The sequence below is a fragment of the Gracilimonas qinghaiensis genome (genome assembly GCF_046602855.1).
Classification (GTDB): Bacteria; Bacteroidota; Rhodothermia; order Balneolales; family Balneolaceae; genus Gracilimonas.
Map to the genome: position 1 here is coordinate 312423 of NZ_JBKINJ010000002.1, position 15637 is coordinate 328059.

Annotated in this window: 12 protein-coding genes and 1 pseudogene; 5 read left to right on the forward strand and 8 right to left on the reverse strand. The window is 44.4% G+C overall.

Annotation, left to right across the window (positions count from 1 at the left end; translation table 11 throughout):
- Positions 1–289 precede the first annotated feature (289 nt).
- Positions 290–589: a GIY-YIG nuclease family protein gene (locus ACKGJO_RS11240; RefSeq protein WP_411323537.1), complete on the forward strand. Its 300-nt coding sequence runs from the start codon at positions 290–292 to the stop codon at positions 587–589.
- 448 nt (positions 590–1037) lie between these two features.
- Here the strand turns inward: ACKGJO_RS11240 and mdh are convergent, their stop codons facing one another.
- On the reverse strand, positions 1038–1994 hold the full coding sequence (gene mdh / locus ACKGJO_RS11245; protein ID WP_411323538.1) for a malate dehydrogenase: 957 nt from the start codon (positions 1992–1994) through the stop codon (positions 1038–1040).
- Positions 1995–3025: 1031 nt separating this feature from the next.
- Entirely contained in the window at positions 3026–3979 is a 954-nt protein-coding gene (locus tag ACKGJO_RS11250; RefSeq protein ID WP_411323539.1) for a YpdA family putative bacillithiol disulfide reductase, read from the reverse strand.
- 199 nt (positions 3980–4178) lie between these two features.
- Here ACKGJO_RS11250 and ACKGJO_RS11255 point away from each other — a divergent pair, with 199 nt between their 5' ends.
- The gene (locus ACKGJO_RS11255; RefSeq protein ID WP_411323540.1) at positions 4179–4907 is read left to right on the forward strand and encodes a DUF481 domain-containing protein; all 729 of its coding nucleotides are present in this window, start codon (positions 4179–4181) and stop codon (positions 4905–4907) included.
- Positions 4908–4994: 87 nt separating this feature from the next.
- A complete protein-coding gene (locus tag ACKGJO_RS11260) occupies positions 4995–7208 on the forward strand; it encodes a patatin-like phospholipase family protein (protein WP_411323541.1) in 2214 nt (737 codons plus the stop codon).
- Here the strand turns inward: ACKGJO_RS11260 and ACKGJO_RS11265 are convergent.
- Positions 7199–8164, reverse strand: a complete 966-nt coding sequence (locus ACKGJO_RS11265; protein WP_411323542.1) for a YheT family hydrolase — start codon at positions 8162–8164, stop codon at positions 7199–7201. The two genes, ACKGJO_RS11260 and ACKGJO_RS11265, sit on opposite strands and share 10 nt — an antisense overlap.
- Positions 8165–8259: 95 nt before the next feature.
- Here ACKGJO_RS11265 and ACKGJO_RS11270 point away from each other — a divergent pair, with 95 nt between their 5' ends.
- The gene (locus ACKGJO_RS11270) at positions 8260–9015 is read left to right on the forward strand and encodes a lysophospholipid acyltransferase family protein (protein ID WP_411323543.1); all 756 of its coding nucleotides are present in this window, start codon (positions 8260–8262) and stop codon (positions 9013–9015) included.
- Between the two features lie 95 nt (positions 9016–9110).
- Here the strand turns inward: ACKGJO_RS11270 and ACKGJO_RS11275 are convergent, their stop codons facing one another.
- Positions 9111–9362, reverse strand: a complete 252-nt coding sequence (locus ACKGJO_RS11275) for a hypothetical protein (protein WP_411323544.1) — start codon at positions 9360–9362, stop codon at positions 9111–9113.
- Positions 9363–9595: 233 nt separating this feature from the next.
- On the opposite strand from ACKGJO_RS11275, the gene ACKGJO_RS11280 reads away from it, so the two are divergent.
- Complete coding sequence (locus ACKGJO_RS11280; RefSeq protein ID WP_411323545.1) at positions 9596–11227, forward strand: sodium/sugar symporter; 1632 nt, start codon at positions 9596–9598, stop codon at positions 11225–11227.
- Between the two features lie 103 nt (positions 11228–11330).
- On the opposite strand, the gene ACKGJO_RS11285 is transcribed toward ACKGJO_RS11280, so the two are convergent.
- The 4 genes and pseudogenes from ACKGJO_RS11285 to ACKGJO_RS11300 form a co-directional block, all read right to left on the reverse strand.
- On the reverse strand, positions 11331–12377 hold the full coding sequence (locus tag ACKGJO_RS11285) for a UDP-glucose--hexose-1-phosphate uridylyltransferase (RefSeq protein WP_411323546.1): 1047 nt from the start codon (positions 12375–12377) through the stop codon (positions 11331–11333).
- Between the two features lie 17 nt (positions 12378–12394).
- Complete coding sequence (locus tag ACKGJO_RS11290; RefSeq protein ID WP_411323547.1) at positions 12395–13552, reverse strand: galactokinase; 1158 nt, start codon at positions 13550–13552, stop codon at positions 12395–12397.
- A 7-nt stretch (positions 13553–13559) separates the two neighbouring features.
- Positions 13560–14537 (reverse strand): annotated as a pseudogene (locus tag ACKGJO_RS11295) (DUF5107 domain-containing protein); the annotation flags it as partial.
- A gap of 26 nt (positions 14538–14563) precedes the next feature.
- Positions 14564–15631: a glycoside hydrolase family 53 protein gene (locus ACKGJO_RS11300; RefSeq protein WP_411323548.1), complete on the reverse strand. Its 1068-nt coding sequence runs from the start codon at positions 15629–15631 to the stop codon at positions 14564–14566.
- Positions 15632–15637: the final 6 nt, after the last annotated feature.

Consider the following 15637-nt stretch of genomic DNA (forward strand, 5'->3'; position numbering starts at 1 on the left):
ACTCTCCCTTTGCTACCCGGTATGCACTCGGGATGACAACATCAAAGTAGACTGTTTTCCCCACCCGTTGTCATCCTGAGCGAAGTGGGGTTTACACAAGGGTTACCAGGTTTACCGCGAAGGATATCAAATTCTGCTCTGGCAGGCAGTGCTCGCTTTGAGATCACGCCGGCAGTCGGACACAGTCCCTTGTGTTCAATGGCCGTGCACTATACAACCTGGTACGCACTCAGGATGACAACGTTTAAATTTTTCTGTAAGGATTAGCCTTTGAACAGCTCTAACAAGTATGAAGAAAACCTACTACATATACTTGCTAAGCAATACTTCCAAAATGCTTTACACAGGCATGACCAATAATCTTATGCGTCGGGTTTACCAACACAAGCAAAAAGAGATAGATGGATTCACAAAAAAATATAACCTACATAAACTTGTGTATTATGAAATGACAGATGATGTAGGGTATGCAATAAAAAGAGAGAAACAGATCAAGGGTTGGAGTAGAAAAAAGAAGAACGCGTTGATAGAAAGTATGAATCCAAAGTGGGAAGATTTTGCCAAGGATTGGTTTTCCAGTCAAAACTGAAAGTTGTCATCCTGAGCGAAGTGGGGATTGATGCAGGATTGGCAGGCTTGCCGCGAAGGATCTCAAGCTTTGATCTGGCAAGCAGTGCATACTTTGAGATCACGCCGGCAGTCGGACACAGTCCCTCGTGTTAGACTTACTCTCCCTTTGCTACCCGGTATGCACTCGGGATGACAACATCAAAGTAGACTGTTTTCCCCACCCGTTGTCATCCTGAGCGAAGTGGGGTTTACACAAGGATTACCAGGTTTACCGCGAAGGATATCAAATTCTGCTCTGGAAGGCAGTTCTAACCTTGAGATCCCTCGTGTTCAATGTCCATGTCCTTTGCTACTCGGGATGACAAGCTTACCATGGATTTCATAAACAAAAAAATCCCGCACAAAACTGGTTTATGCGGGATCATAAAAATGCAAGTAGTGAGAACCTTAGTCCTCGCTTATTTAGTTTACTTTTTCATTAGTTCTCTGAAATCCTCCAAAGTACCGCGAACGGCTTTGGCTGATTCAGTTAAAAGATCTTGTTCTTTTTCGTTTAATTCAACCTCTATCACTTCTTTTATACCACCGGTTCCAAGTTTAACAGGAACGCCGATATAAAGATCATCAATTCCGTACTGTCCGTCGATGTGTGCACATACCGGGAAAATACGGTTTTGGTCGAGCAAAATAGCTTCTACCATCTGTGCAGCAGCAGCACCGGGTGCATACCATGCGGATGTTCCCATCAGTCCTACGATCTCGCCGCCACCTTTTTTGGCGCGTTGTACGATCTCGTCGAGGCGATCTTCATCGATGAAGTGCGTGATAGGCATACCGGCTAATGTAGTAAAGCGCGGCAGCGGCACCATCGTATCACCGTGACCACCCATAAGAAGAGCCTGAATATCTTTTGGAGACACATCGAGCTCACTTGCGATAAATGCACGGAAACGAGCGGTATCAAGAATACCGGCCATACCCATTACTTTATCGTAAGGAAGTCCGCTAGCCTCTTTGGCTACCTGAACCATCACATCCAATGGATTGGATACCACGATGATGATAGTGTCTGGCGAATGTTTCGCTAATTTTTCACTTACACCGCTCACAATATTAGCGTTGATCTCTAGCAGGTCATCACGACTCATACCGGGACGGCGCGGAACACCCGCCGTGATCACACATACATCGGACCCGGCTGTATCGGCATAATCAACTGAACCGGTGATGCGAGTGTCAAAAAGGTGGACGGGAGCTGATTCCCACTGATCCAATCCACGGCCTTTAGAAGGGTAGAATGTTTTATCGTCTTCTTTCTTTTCAATATCCAGGGCTACGATCTCTTTACAGATATCGCGCTGTGCAAGGACGTCGACTACGGTTGAGCCAACGTTACCTCCGGCTCCAACAACTGTTACTTTCATTGTGTTAGTGTTTTTGAGTTATCATTGATTGTTCTGAAATTCTTTCCCGAAACATGTAATAAAAATATGAATTTTAGATGTTCAAAGTTGTAATAACTCCTAAGGTAGTTTTGAGTGATCAGTTGTTTGACTGGGGAAGGAGTTGAACATTGAACAGCCAACATCGAACATTCAATTTTGAAGTTTTGGAGATGAAGCTATTCTGTGAATCATTGTTCATAGAGAGGCAAAAAAATCAGGGCTCATGTTATCTTAAATGCCAGTAATCATCATGGCGTCCTTCTCCTTGCGAACCTGTCCCGACAAGAGTGTCGGTGAGGAGAAGATAGATGAGGTGGAAAATTAGCTGCCGGGCATGAGTCACCCACGGACACCCTCAGCCAGACTTCGCATTCGCGCAGTCCGGCACCTCCCTCAAGGGAGGACTCGTTGAATATCGAATATCCAACAAGGCACATCGAATCTTGAAGTGAAGCCTGTGGATCTTGTTTTAATCCTGAAAATCCTGCTTCAAAAAGAGGTGGCTACCAAGATCCGGTCATTGCGAAGACTGCAGTGAGCGGTAGCGAACACAGTCTGTGGCAATCTCATTTATCTACCTGGAAACTTGCTATCGGGATTTTGCTTCGTTGCTAGACTTTATAAACCTGCATTCAACCAATAGCTGCCTCGCAAAGACTGGCGTTTCGTTATGTGGGGTCTGGTCTTGATCAAACCATTCGTCGGACGACTCTTTGCAGGATTACAGTGCCTAGCCATGTTTAAGTCGTCGGAGGGGACTCGAATAAGCCGCGTAATCCCATAATCTGACAAATCCGCGATTCTGATTTTTTCGATATTGCAGTTTATAATCCATGAACTGGTCAATAATTTGCAATTTGAGGCGGAGACTCAGTAGGGTATTGCGCAGCGGAGCTACGCAACGAGTGTTCGAGGGGACAGGATTGCCTGTCGGCATAGTCAGGGTTTGGTTTCAGAATGACTGTGTGTGTTAGGTTTATACTTTTGATATGGGCTTAAAAAAGTATGCTCTACAAATTCTTTTCTACGTGGTTGGCGATCTGCTCGGCGTGTATGCGGGAGTTTTCGATGAAGAGGCTGCTGGTGTCCATTCCGCCACAAACAACGCCGGCCACATATACCCCTTTACGCGTGGTTTCGAGGCTATCATTATCGTAAACCGGCATGCATTTTTCATCTTCTGTGAGCTCGATCTCCAGGCTTTCCATAAGGTCGTAGTTGGGATGATATCCGGTCATAGCCAGGACAAAATCATTTTCCAGTGTCACTTCGCCGTCAGGTGTTTCCAGAATCACTTCTTTTTCACGGATCTCCTTTACAGCGGAGTTGAAATAAGCAGGTATTTCTCCATTTTTAATACGGTTCTCAATATCCGGCTTCACCCAATACTTCACCGTTGGTTTGATGGTGTCATATTTCAGTAACATGCTTACTTCCGCTCCGCCTCGCCAGCACTCGAGGGCTGCATCCACGGCTGAGTTACCGCCACCAACCACCAAGACCTTTTGCCAGGCATAGGGATGAGGCTCATCATAGTAGTGCTTCACCTTGGGCAACTCTTCACCGGGCACATTCATCATGTTAGGCTTGCCGTAAAAGCCGGAAGCCACGATCACTTTATCAGCCTTATAGATGTCTTTGTCAGTTTTAACGGTGAAATTACCGTCTTCGCCTTCCATGCTTTCTACCGTTTCGTACAGATTCACAGGCAGCTCGTAGTGTTCTGACACCCGTCGGTAATACTCAAGTGCTTCAGCACGGGTAGGTTTTGAGCCATGCGATATAAAGGGGATATTCCCGATCTCAAGTTTATCGGAAGTAGAAAAGAAGGTCATGTTAGTAGGATAGTGAAATAAGGAATTCACCAAACAACCTTTCTCAATGATCTTAAATGGTATATTTTTTTCTTTTAGTGCAATGCCTGTGGCAAGTCCTATAGGACCCGCTCCAATTATGATGACCATTAATTTAGCTTGTTTTTATATTTGCGTGAGTGATCTTTAACAACAGTGGCAAGATACGAATCGTTTGAGTGTTTGGACAATGAAACCCGGAACTATTCATGCGTTTTTGTGATATGGTATGTCACCCGCATCATCAATTTTAACCCAACATATATCTCAAATGAATCTGTTTTTTAAAGGCCTCTGTATACTGAGCTTTTTGATTCTCAGTCCAAATTTACACGCCCAGCTCTTAAACGTTGAAAGCGTCCGCGCCAATGGTGATTCCACCGGCTGGTACGGAGAACTTGAGTTCGACCTTTCACTGAATCACTATAACGAGGATGTATTTGAGTTCACCAATGAATCGAATCTCTCTTACTTTTCCAACCGGCATGCCTACATGCTTCTGAATAAAATAAAATTCGTTAACCTTGATGGAAACTCACTGATCAGCAGCGGTTATCTTCACCTGAGGTCCACATTCCGGAGGATGGAACAACTTTCCCCCGAACTATTCATTCAGTATCAATACAACAACAACCTCGGGCTTAATAACCGCGCCCTGGCCGGAGCCGGTATCAAATACCGCTTTTATCGCTCTGATACATGGCAGGCGAGCATTTCTACTGCCCTGATGGGTGAATATGAGGAATGGCAACTGAATGAACAGGCTTCCATTAAAAACGAATTCCTGAAAAGCACGAGCAACATCTCATTACGTGGAAAGCTCAGTGAAACAGCTAAATTCAAGCTGGTGGGTTATTATCAGGCGCGACCTGATAGATTCTTTAAAGCGCGGTCTATATTCGAGTCTGAACTGGAAATGGACCTTAGCAAGCGCGTGGCTGTATCCATTGGTTTTACAGCTTCATATGATGCCGACCCTATCATCGACATACCTAATCTTACCTACGAATTAAGTAATGGTTTCGTGATACGCCTTTAACATTTGATACCAATAAAGCATTATCTTTCATGTTCTATTTTCAGTCTAAAAAATTCTAAAAATAGCCGATCTATTCGGCCATTGACCATGCTGTTTAAATTTAGAAATTCATTACTGGGTGTTCTTGTCTTGATCATATTTTGCGGATCAACCGTTGTACTTGCACAGAGTGAAAATGAAGCCGGTGAAGATACCCTCAAGATCGGACTTGCACTGAGCGGTGGCGGTGCCAAGGGCTTTGCACACATTGGGGTGTTGAAGGTGCTTGAAGAAGCCGGCATTCAAGTGGATGTTGTCACAGGTACAAGCATGGGCGCTGTAGTCGGCGGATTATACGCCATTGGGTATAGCATAGAAGAACTTGAGGATATCGCTTTAAATACTGACTGGAATGAGTTATTCAATGAAAGCAGGCCTCGAAAATACCAGTCCATTTTTCAGAATCAGTCAAATGAGCGGCTCATCTTTTCGGTTCCATACGGAGGTGGAAGCTTAAGCCTGCCGCGCGGTCTTGTTGAGGGACAGAAGATCTCACTTTTGCTGAATCAGTTAACCCTTCCATACCATCAGGTCACCAATTTCAGGGAGCTTCCAATTCCCTTTGCCTGTGTTGTCACAAACCTGGAAACCGGTGAGGGTATAATGATAGACAGCGGATTTCTTCCTGAAGCGATCCGTGCCAGTACGGCTATTCCAAGTGTTTTCAAACCCGTGGCTATGAACGACTCGCTTTATATTGATGGGGGTGTGATCCGGAATATCCCTGCAACCGATGCCCGGGAACTTGGTGCTGATATCGTGATCACTTCAGATGTGAGTGAACCCATCCTTCCGGCCGACAGCCTTAATTCGTTTATTGACGTCATGGTGCAATCAGTTGGTTTCAGCCGTGAGAAGTCAAATATCGTACAAAGAGAAAAGACGGATCTTCTCATAAGTCCCGATATTAAGAATTTCACCATCTTTGATTTCAACAAAGCAAGAGAGATCATTGCGGAGGGTGAAAAAGCGGCAAGAGCCGTTCTTCCTCAACTTAGAGAAATCCAAAAAAGGCACTCGGGGCATACTCACAGATCTTTTTCAAAAATTCCGGATAACATCTCTATCAGCAAGATAAATATAGTAGGAGCTGATGAATATCTGAGGAACAGCCTTAGAAGCTCACTTACTATTCAGGAAGGACAGATCATTCCCGTCAGTAAGATATCCGAACAAATGGAATTGATATATTCTTCAGGTCATATTGAAGATCTAAGCTACCGAATTTTGCCGGATCTGGATTCAGAAGGTTCCATTTTAAGTATTCAAATTTCGGCTGCTCAGCAAAACACCCTTGGCCTTGGCGCCAGGTACGACAGTCAATACAGGGCATCCTTGCTTTTCAGCAGCATGTTCAACAAGGTATTCTACGAGGCTGATGCTTTTGTAGGTGAACTCCGCCTTGGGGAACAACTTGAATTGAGTGGCAGTTATGCCCTGCCCTATACCCTTTATCCGGAGTCGGGATTGAACTTTAAACTGGATGGTTACCGCATCCCTATAGACATCTTTGATGGAAACTTGATCGCTTCTTCCGTAAACGTCGAGTCCCTTTCGTTTAACGTTAAGACATGGATCAGAGCCTTTCAAAACGCCTCGCTTTCAGCCGGGGCAAAAACGGAATTCTATAATATCGATCAGGCTGTAGGTGAAACTTTGTTGTTCAACAATGTGGACAGGATCTTATCAGCTCAGGGCTCGTTATATATAAACACGTTTAACCAAACCTACTTCCCTTCCTCAGGAAATCAACTGTTCATCCAAACCGAACTTTCAAATACTTACTGGGGCAGTGGAATTTCATTTATTCAGCACGTTCTTAACTGGGAATCGCGATTACCTTTGAATGATACATTCACTTTTATGACCCGTATTAGCGCCGGTGGAACCTTCAGCGATAAAAAAGAACTACCGCTGCATTATCAGTTTTACAGCGGAGGCGCTTTCCCTAATTACGTCAGATCTGATCACCAATATCCGCTGCTGGGTTATAAGGTGCATGAGCTCAGGGGTGATAACCTTAAGTCTTTAGAAGCAGGCCTGCAGTTTCAGTTCAGAGATAATGGGTACGCACAGCTCAAATGGAATGCCTCTGATGTTCAGGATACCTGGACGTGGGACATTCCTGTATCTGATTTCCAAAATGGGTTTGGACTATCAGCAGGCCTCGTCACCCTTATCGGTCCGGTAGAGCTGACGCTGATGACCAAAGATGCCAACGGGCCCTATTCTCTGAAAATAACTGTTGGGCATCATTTTTGATCAGCCTCAAACCAATTCAATATCATACGATACAGCCAACCTGATGGTGAACTCAAAAAACCAACGTGTCCACCTTCTTCCGTAAACAAGGTTTGAATGACCGGATTTTCCCTTATCGTTTTTTGAGGTGCAAATTCAATGGGGCAAAGAGTGTCTTCTCTGCTGTGAATTACCAGCAGGTCTGACTTGACCTCTCCGTAAAAGTGCCGGCTTGAGCACTTGAAGTAATAATCATCAGCACCGGAAAACCCATGTAAGGCCGCAGTAACCTGATCATCAAACTCGTAGATCGAACTACCACTATATATAGGCATACCCGGATATAACTCTCTTTTCATTTCCAGCTTATCTGCCAGGGTTATCAAAAATCGTTTTTCGTAGAACTTGTTTATCCCCTGCTGCATACGTAACGACCCTTCTTTCAGGTCATAGGGCGGCGAAACCGCTACGGCACGCTTTACCACACTTTCGCTGCCCTCTTCGCCCAGATATTTAACCAGCGCGTTAGCTCCCAGAGAGTATCCTACAGCATAGATCTCTTTTACAGGGAACTGACGCCTGATCCAGTTAAAAAGTGTACGATAATCATCCGTAGCTCCGGAATGATAGAACCGTGGCTGATCATTGAGCCGGCTCCCGCATCCCCTGAAATTCAATGCCACTGATGGAAACCCGGCCCTCTTCAGTTCACTCATCAAATTTGCGATATAATGCCGATCTGACGAGCCCTCAAGTCCATGAAATAAAGCTACAATGGGTTTGTCAGTCGGGAAATTGCATACGTCGATCTCTAAAAAGTCCTCATCGGGTGTATCGATCTCAATACGTTCGTGAGCCGGTTTTTGAACTTTTGTGAACTGAGATGCCACTATAGTATGAACATGGGTGTTCCATGCCCACCAAACCGGTTCAAAGGGTTCAAGCTCATTAGCTTTATGTGATCCTTTTCCGTTCATTAGCCCAAATCTATTGAGTTTTTCACTCTCATACCATTCTGCATTTTCACAGGTGCTTGTCTTCTGCTATATTCATCCAAAAATAATCCAACCAAATGGCAACATCACTAACTCCGATCCAGTACTTCCGTAGTTTCCTGGCCATCATCGTGTTCTTTTTTATGTTCGCCATTTCTACCCCCATGATAGCGGTATTGCTGATCCTGTCATTTGGGAAGGCCACTAACTTCGTGGTAGAGAATTTTGGTCCCTTTATTGCTTACCCCGTTCTTTGGACGCTGGGCATTAATTTTGAAGTCATCCAGCATGGTGAACCTGTCGACCGCCCGGTCATTTATACCATCAACCACAGTTCGACCCTGGACCTTGTTACCATGATCGCACTGGGATTGCCCCGCATTCGTTTTGTGGCAAAATGGGAGCTGCAGTATAACCCGCTATTCTTTATTGTAGGTCACCTTACCGGACAGGTTTTTATACAACGCAAGAAAAGTAAAAAGGCTGTGGCCAAACTTCAGAATACCTACGACCGAATAATACGTGACAACCTTTCTATCATGGTTGCCCCCGAAGGCTCTCGTAAACATCCCGGTATCATTGGTCCATTCAAGAAAGGAGCCTTTCACATGGCGATCGATCTTAACTATCCGATCGTGCCCATTTATTTTGATGGGAATCAGGAACTGAGCCTTGGCGGTTCACTGCTTTCAAAAAGCGGAAAGATAAAGGCGCACATTCACCCACCTGTGGATACTTCCAATTGGGAAAAGGAAACCATGGACGAACATATTGCTGAGCTCAGAGGTAAATATCTTAAATGGGCAAATGTTGATAAAAAGGAAACAGATTAGTTAGATTTGGAATGGTTTTCTTTCAACAAAAAGAATCCCGACTTCACGGGGATGACATTCAGATCTATCTAACAAAATACTTTTGAATTCACTTCCTATTTATCACGATAGAAATAGATCTTTTTGTTGTCAGCGTCTCTTCTGCTTTTCACTTTAAAATCGTTTTGCTTGCCAAACTGATACACTGCCGTACGCATTGAATTAATATTCTTTTCGTTGGAATAACTCACTTCAACGGCCTGACCGCCGGGCTTAAGCTTTTCAATAGCTTCCAGTAAAGGCTTGAATTTAGAGGTTCTCTTTTTTGATGATTTAATGTTTGTTCTCTTTACAAATTTAATATCCATAACTGTATTATTTTGTTAACCTATAATCTTAAATAATAATATAGTAATTATGATGAATTATTATATAAAGCACAGAATCAAATAATTATTCATACCGTTCCTTAATATATTTTTTAATTAAAAACTATCCCTCGTCTCTGACATGTGTAAAAATTCTTCAAATTAGGCTAAGCAATTTTGTCGACATCCATTTACATTTGGCTTGAAATTGTATTTCAAATAAAACAGGTGTTATGACAGGGATAGACATTGTTGTTTTCGTAGCCTATTGCGCTTTGATCATTGGGATTGGCTTATGGGTATCAAGAGATAAGAAAGGTCATCAAAAAAATGCAGAGGATTATTTCCTGGCCGGTAAATCACTCCCCTGGTGGGCCATTGGTGCCTCGCTGATAGCCGCAAACATCTCAGCCGAGCAGATCATCGGTATGTCAGGTTCCGGTTTTGCGGTTGGCCTTGCCATTGCATCTTACGAGTGGATGGCTGCCATCACCCTGATCATTGTAGGTAAGTACCTGCTTCCTATCTTTATTGAAAAGAAACTTTACACGATCCCTGAATTTATTGAGCACCGTTACAACACTACGCTCAAGACTATTCTGGCTATATTCTGGATCGCTCTATTCGTTTTCGTTAATCTGACCACAGTAATGTTCCTTGGTGCCAAAGCCCTGGATACAATCATGGGAACCGGTGACGGCAGCCTGGTGATCTATGCTCTTATTGGATTAGCTGCAATAGCTGCTGCCTACTCGTTGTACGGCGGCCTTTCAGCGGTAGCCTGGACCGATGTTCTGCAAGTTGGATTGCTTGTACTCGGTGGCTTTGTAACAACTTTCGCAGCATTATATAATCTCACTCCTGAGGGTGGCATCCTGAATGGCATGGCCCATCTTTATGATACTGCGGGTGATAAATTCAATATGATCCTCGAACGATCGAATCCCGAATTCGACAACCTGCCGGGTATCGCTGTGCTGATCGGTGGGCTCTGGGTTGCTAACCTTTATTATTGGGGCTTCAATCAGTATATCATTCAAAGAACCCTCGCTGCTAAATCCCTTAAGGAATCACAGAAAGGAATTATCTTTGCTGCCTTTTTGAAATTATTGATCCCACTGATCGTCGTGATCCCCGGTATCATTGTTTACGTGCTGTACACACAGCCTGAAGGTACCACACAAATTCCCGGGGTACTCAGCGTGTTCACAAATCCTGATGGCAGTATTGAATATGACAATGCCTACCCCTGGCTGATCAGTGTGTTCCTGTCACCGGGTTTTAAAGGACTTGTGGTGGCGGCCCTTGCTGCAGCCATTGTATCATCTTTGGCTTCTATGCTGAATTCCGTGGCTACTATCTTTACCATGGATATCTATCGGGCTTATATCAACAAGAATGCCTCAGATAAGCAGACCGTAAACATGGGCCGAATTACCGCTGCTGTAGCACTTATTACAGCTGTTCTGATCGCTCCGCTTCTGGAAGATGTGCCTCAGGTATTTCAGTTCATTCAGGAGTACACCGGTGTGGTAAGTCCGGGTATTCTGGCAGTATTTATCATGGGCCTTTTCTGGAAAAAGACCACCACCAAAGGCGCGATCTATGGGGTTCTGTCATCTATCGTTATCGCGCTACTGTTGAAGCTGCCTTCTCTTGAGCTTCCCTTCCTCACACAGATGTATTATACCATGATACTTACGGTTGTGATCATCGCCGGTGTTAGTTTAACTACCAACCCCGATGACGAAGATCCCAAAGCGATCCATACAACAGCTTCCATGTTCAAAACAGGACCTGCGTTCAATATTGGTGCGTATGTGATCCTGATCATAACCACCGCTCTTTACGCCATGTTCTGGTAAGGATCTAGAAAGAAAATGTATCAAACGGTCAGAGGCTAGGGGCTCCTCCGACCGTTTTTTATTTGGGGAAATGCTGTAGGATCTTATCTCAAAACAACGGAGATTACCTTCTTTTCTTATAATGAACATCAGGAAGTTCTCGCAGCCATTCAGCACTGTATTCTGCCGTGACATCCCGCTGGGAATTGGCCAGCATCTCATACCCGACCCTGAATTTCTTGATATTAGCAGAGCGCAGTAATGGCGGATAGAAGTGCATATGAAAATGCCACTCAGGATGATCCTTACCATCCGTTGGCGCGGGGTGGAATCCGGCTGAATATGGAAATGAGACCTTGAATACATTATCGTACTTGACGGTGATCTTCTTTAAAATATCGGCCAGTCCTTTTCGCTCCTCATCCGTCATATCCGTAAAACGGGCAAAAGGCCGCTTGCTAATCACCAAGGTCTCAAATGGCCAGAATGCCCAGAATGGCACAACCACAACAAAGTGGTCATTCTCTGCCACCAGGCGTTCTTTACGTTCCAGCTCAAGCTTCAGATAATCCGAAAGTACCGTGCTACCATGTTTCTCATAATGATCCTTGAATCGATTCAATTCCTTAGCAGGCTCTTCAGGGATGGTCTCTTGTGCCCATATCTGTCCGTGCGGATGGGGGTTACTGCTGCCCATCACCTCTCCACGGTTCTCAAAGATCTGTACATAGTTGATGAAATCTTTTTGGCCCAACTCTTTGTATTCACTCACCCATAGATCCACTACGTTCTCGATCTGAGGCAGCTCCATTTCAGCAAGAGTGAGATCATGTCTTGGTGAAAAGCAGATCACCTTACAAATCCCGCGTTCCCCTTTTGCAATCAGAAGATCACTGTCATTCACTTTTTCATTTGAAGTATCAGGGAGTAAGGCACTGAAATCATTCACAAACGAAAAGGTGGAGGTATATTCCGGATTTCTGCCATCACCCGCCCGGTCGTTGCCGGGACAAAGATAACAATCAGGATCATACTCAGGCTTTTTATCCTGACCCGTTTCCTCTTCCTGACCTTGCCATGGGCGTTTGGTTCGGTGTGGCGAAACCTGCACCCATTCACCGGTCAATAAATTCAGCCTTCGGTGCGGATGTTTTGTAAAATCTAACTTCATGGTTTGCTCCTGCTATACTATTCAATGATACGGGCACCACCATTGATCCTGGTGATATAGATCTCAGCTTCAATGCCAGTTCGTTCTTTGTACGCTTTCGAGATGTACTCCGTAAAAGGCTTCACCTGATCATTTTCTACCAGGTTTATCGTACAGCCGCCAAATCCACCGCCCATCATGCGGCACCCCAACAGACCGGGTTGATCTTTGGCGAGTTCAACCAGGATGTCAAGCTCTTCACAGCTTACCTCATAATCATTACTCAATCCTTCGTGCGATTCGAACATGCGCTGGCCGAATGAACTGAGGTCATCCTTACTCAGATCCTCACAAGCATTATGAACCCTTTTATTTTCTTCCAACACAAATTTACAGCGTTTGAATACAACCGGACCCAGCTCTCCCTGATGCTCCATCAGCAATTCCATACTCACATCACGAAGGTTCTGTATCTCCGGATCATATTTCTTTAAGATCTTAACTCCTTTTTCACACTGTGAACGCCTCACATTATATTCAGATTCAGCCAGATTATGACTTACTTTAGAATTACATAAAACGATCTTGTTGTCTTCCTGATGAAAAGGGTAAAGGTCATAATCCAGAGTCCTGCAATCCAGCTTCAATGCCTTCTCAGGCTCACCGTGCAGGTTGATGAACTGATCCATGATGCCACATTTCACTCCAACGTGTTTGTGTTCGGTAAGCTGCCCGATACGGGCCATTTTCTTACGGTCTATTTTAAGCTTGAATAACTTATTCAGGCCTACGGTCAATGCCCCTTCCAGAGCCGCAGAAGAAGACAGCCCGGCTCCGATCGGGATATTTCCACCAAAGACCACGTCAAAACCTTTCAGCTTGAATTTCTCTTTTTGAAGTTCAGCAACTACTCCTTTAATGTAATTGGCCCAATGCTTATCACTTTTATGCAGGTCGTTCAGGTCTAACACCACAGATTCATTCATATCAGCAGAAAACGCCCGGATCTTGCCAAGTTTGTTTGAAGCTATTCCCAAAACGATCACCTTATCGATGGCGGCCGGAAGCACAAACCCGTCATTGTAATCGGTGTGATCTCCAATCAGGTTTACCCTCCCTGGAGAGTTTATCAATATTGGTTCACTGTCATATTTCGACAGGAATTGTTCTTTTATTTTTATTTCTAACTCGGTCATTCAATCCTCAAATTACGGCCTTACCACTTATGATTTTCATTGTTATAGTCCACTTATGGCATCCGCCCGGCTCAATAACTTTGTTTTCTGCGTTCTCAATGGCGTCAGAAAGCTTATCAAAAGAAGCTGTTGCAGGTTCCAGGGCAACGGTGTAACTCCCTGTCTCCGCCTCTTCAGGCCAACCACCATAACACAGCCATATACCAAGATGAGGTGTCTTTTCTGCATCAAAATTAAACAGGATCGTTTCATCAGACCTTTTTCTGTACAGTCCAGCTCTTCCTTTTCCTACATTTTCAGCAAATAATTTCATAGCCTGATTACTAGCCTGAGGCTGGACGATCGAAAAGTCTGTTTTACCACCAAACAAATAAGGCCACTCCGTTTCCTTTTTTCTAACCTGACCTTCTTCATTGGATCTGTGGACGGAGACCCGGTTCACCTCTTCATGGATCAGCAACTCATCCTGATCATTTATTTCCAGTAGAGGGTGGGACGACCATATATAATCAAATTGGCGGTATGAATTATTTCTTACGCTATAGCTGATCTCAATTTCACTGCCTTTAAGTACGATCTCCTTCTCAAACTCATATAGAAGATTCACCCCCGTTGCTTTCAGTACAACACGATCGTCATGAAGTTCATATTCCCACTCTTGTGTCCAAAGTTCACCATGATCCGGCAAATGGATCACGCTTTCGTTAAACAGATAATTAGAAGGCGCAATCGTAGGGAAACATTCATCGAAGCCAAAGGCATAGGGAGGTTTAAAATCGAAACCCAAATTTGGCGGCTTTAGATCGCCTTCACTCTTTTCATATTGTTTTAGGAATTGGGTTCCTGTTCCCTTGTTCTCAAGCCTTGTCATTTTACCGCCCAATTCGGGAAGCAGAGTAATACGTAATTTCTCGTTTTCGAGAACTATTTCTTTCCACTCTTTTTTTGAACGCTTTGTGATCTCAGTCTCTTCCATGTATGATCGGGGGTAAAAATTCTCTTAGCTAAAGGTCATTGTCTCTTGTATTTATCAAACACATTTATGACCGGAAGAGCATTCCCGTCGTCATCAAAATAACCACGTGATCGCAACCCTCCGGTAACGGCCGGTTCCCACCAAAAGATACCCTTAATGCGTGAACTGTTTATGTTGATTAGCGTTTCATGAACCGTTTCCAAAAAATCCTTCTGTCCTTCGGGAGTTTCGGGCCAGGGAGCTAATGCTCCTTCCTCAATATACTCAGAGGGACGCCAGTTATAAGCCGTTTCCACAAGGATAATATCCTCATCGTAGTGTCTCATCAAAGAAAGCAGGTTCTCTCGTAACTCCAGTAAATTTCCATGCCACCACGGATAGTAGGAGAGACCGATGATATCGAATTCAATACCATACTTTTCAATGTTATCGTAGAACTCTCGGTTTCCTTTTGCATCGGCGCCATTATCATAATGGATCATAATTTGTGGACGCATTTCCTGTCCACGGCCGGCATCCACACCGTCAATTCCTGCTTGCAGCAATCCGGCAAAAGTATCCCAGTTTTCAGGAAGTTGCCCCGCCGGCCAGATCATGCCATTCCGGATCTCATTGCCGATCTGTACCATTTCCGGCATCACACCGGCTTCCCGAAAGGCCTCGATGGTACGTTTGGTATAATCGTATACTGAATCACGGAGTCCTTCGTACTCCAGTCCTTCCCATGCTTCCGGCATCCATTGTTTTTGCGGATCCGCCCAGCTGTCTGAATAGTGGTAATCCAGCAGGAATTTCATTCCTCGCTTTTGGGCTTCCTGAGCCAGTTCTATGGTATATTCAAGGTCATTTGGGAGGCGATCAGGAGAATGAAACAATCTCAATCTGATCCAGTCATATCCGTGATCGCTGAAGATATCCAGTCCCGGCTTCACTACGCCATTATCCTTGAACTCGGTCCCGTTTTCCTCTGCCATTTTAAGAAATGAAAGATCAGCTCCCACCGCATAATTCAGGTGAAATGAGGTAGAATCGGTTGGCTGTGCATAGGCCGTTTGACTAACGAGTATTACAATAAATAAACTTAAAAGTGATGTAAGTTTCATGGCGGA

Bases quoted from the DNA above. Each gene is read 5' to 3' on its own strand.
- ACKGJO_RS11240 (WP_411323537.1), top strand. From the start codon at position 290: ATGAAGAAAACCTACTACATATACTTGCTAAGCAATACTTCCAAAATG.
- mdh (WP_411323538.1), bottom strand. From the start codon at position 1,994: ATGAAAGTAACAGTTGTTGGAGCCGGAGGTAACGTTGGCTCAACCGTA.
- ACKGJO_RS11250 (WP_411323539.1), bottom strand. From the start codon at position 3,979: ATGGTCATCATAATTGGAGCGGGTCCTATAGGACTTGCCACAGGCATT.
- ACKGJO_RS11260 (WP_411323541.1), top strand. From the start codon at position 4,995: ATGCTGTTTAAATTTAGAAATTCATTACTGGGTGTTCTTGTCTTGATC.
- ACKGJO_RS11265 (WP_411323542.1), bottom strand. From the start codon at position 8,164: ATGAACGGAAAAGGATCACATAAAGCTAATGAGCTTGAACCCTTTGAA.
- ACKGJO_RS11270 (WP_411323543.1), top strand. From the start codon at position 8,260: ATGGCAACATCACTAACTCCGATCCAGTACTTCCGTAGTTTCCTGGCC.
- ACKGJO_RS11275 (WP_411323544.1), bottom strand. From the start codon at position 9,362: ATGGATATTAAATTTGTAAAGAGAACAAACATTAAATCATCAAAAAAG.
- ACKGJO_RS11280 (WP_411323545.1), top strand. From the start codon at position 9,596: ATGACAGGGATAGACATTGTTGTTTTCGTAGCCTATTGCGCTTTGATC.
- ACKGJO_RS11285 (WP_411323546.1), bottom strand. From the start codon at position 12,377: ATGAAGTTAGATTTTACAAAACATCCGCACCGAAGGCTGAATTTATTG.
- ACKGJO_RS11290 (WP_411323547.1), bottom strand. From the start codon at position 13,552: ATGACCGAGTTAGAAATAAAAATAAAAGAACAATTCCTGTCGAAATAT.
- ACKGJO_RS11300 (WP_411323548.1), bottom strand. From the start codon at position 15,631: ATGAAACTTACATCACTTTTAAGTTTATTTATTGTAATACTCGTTAGT.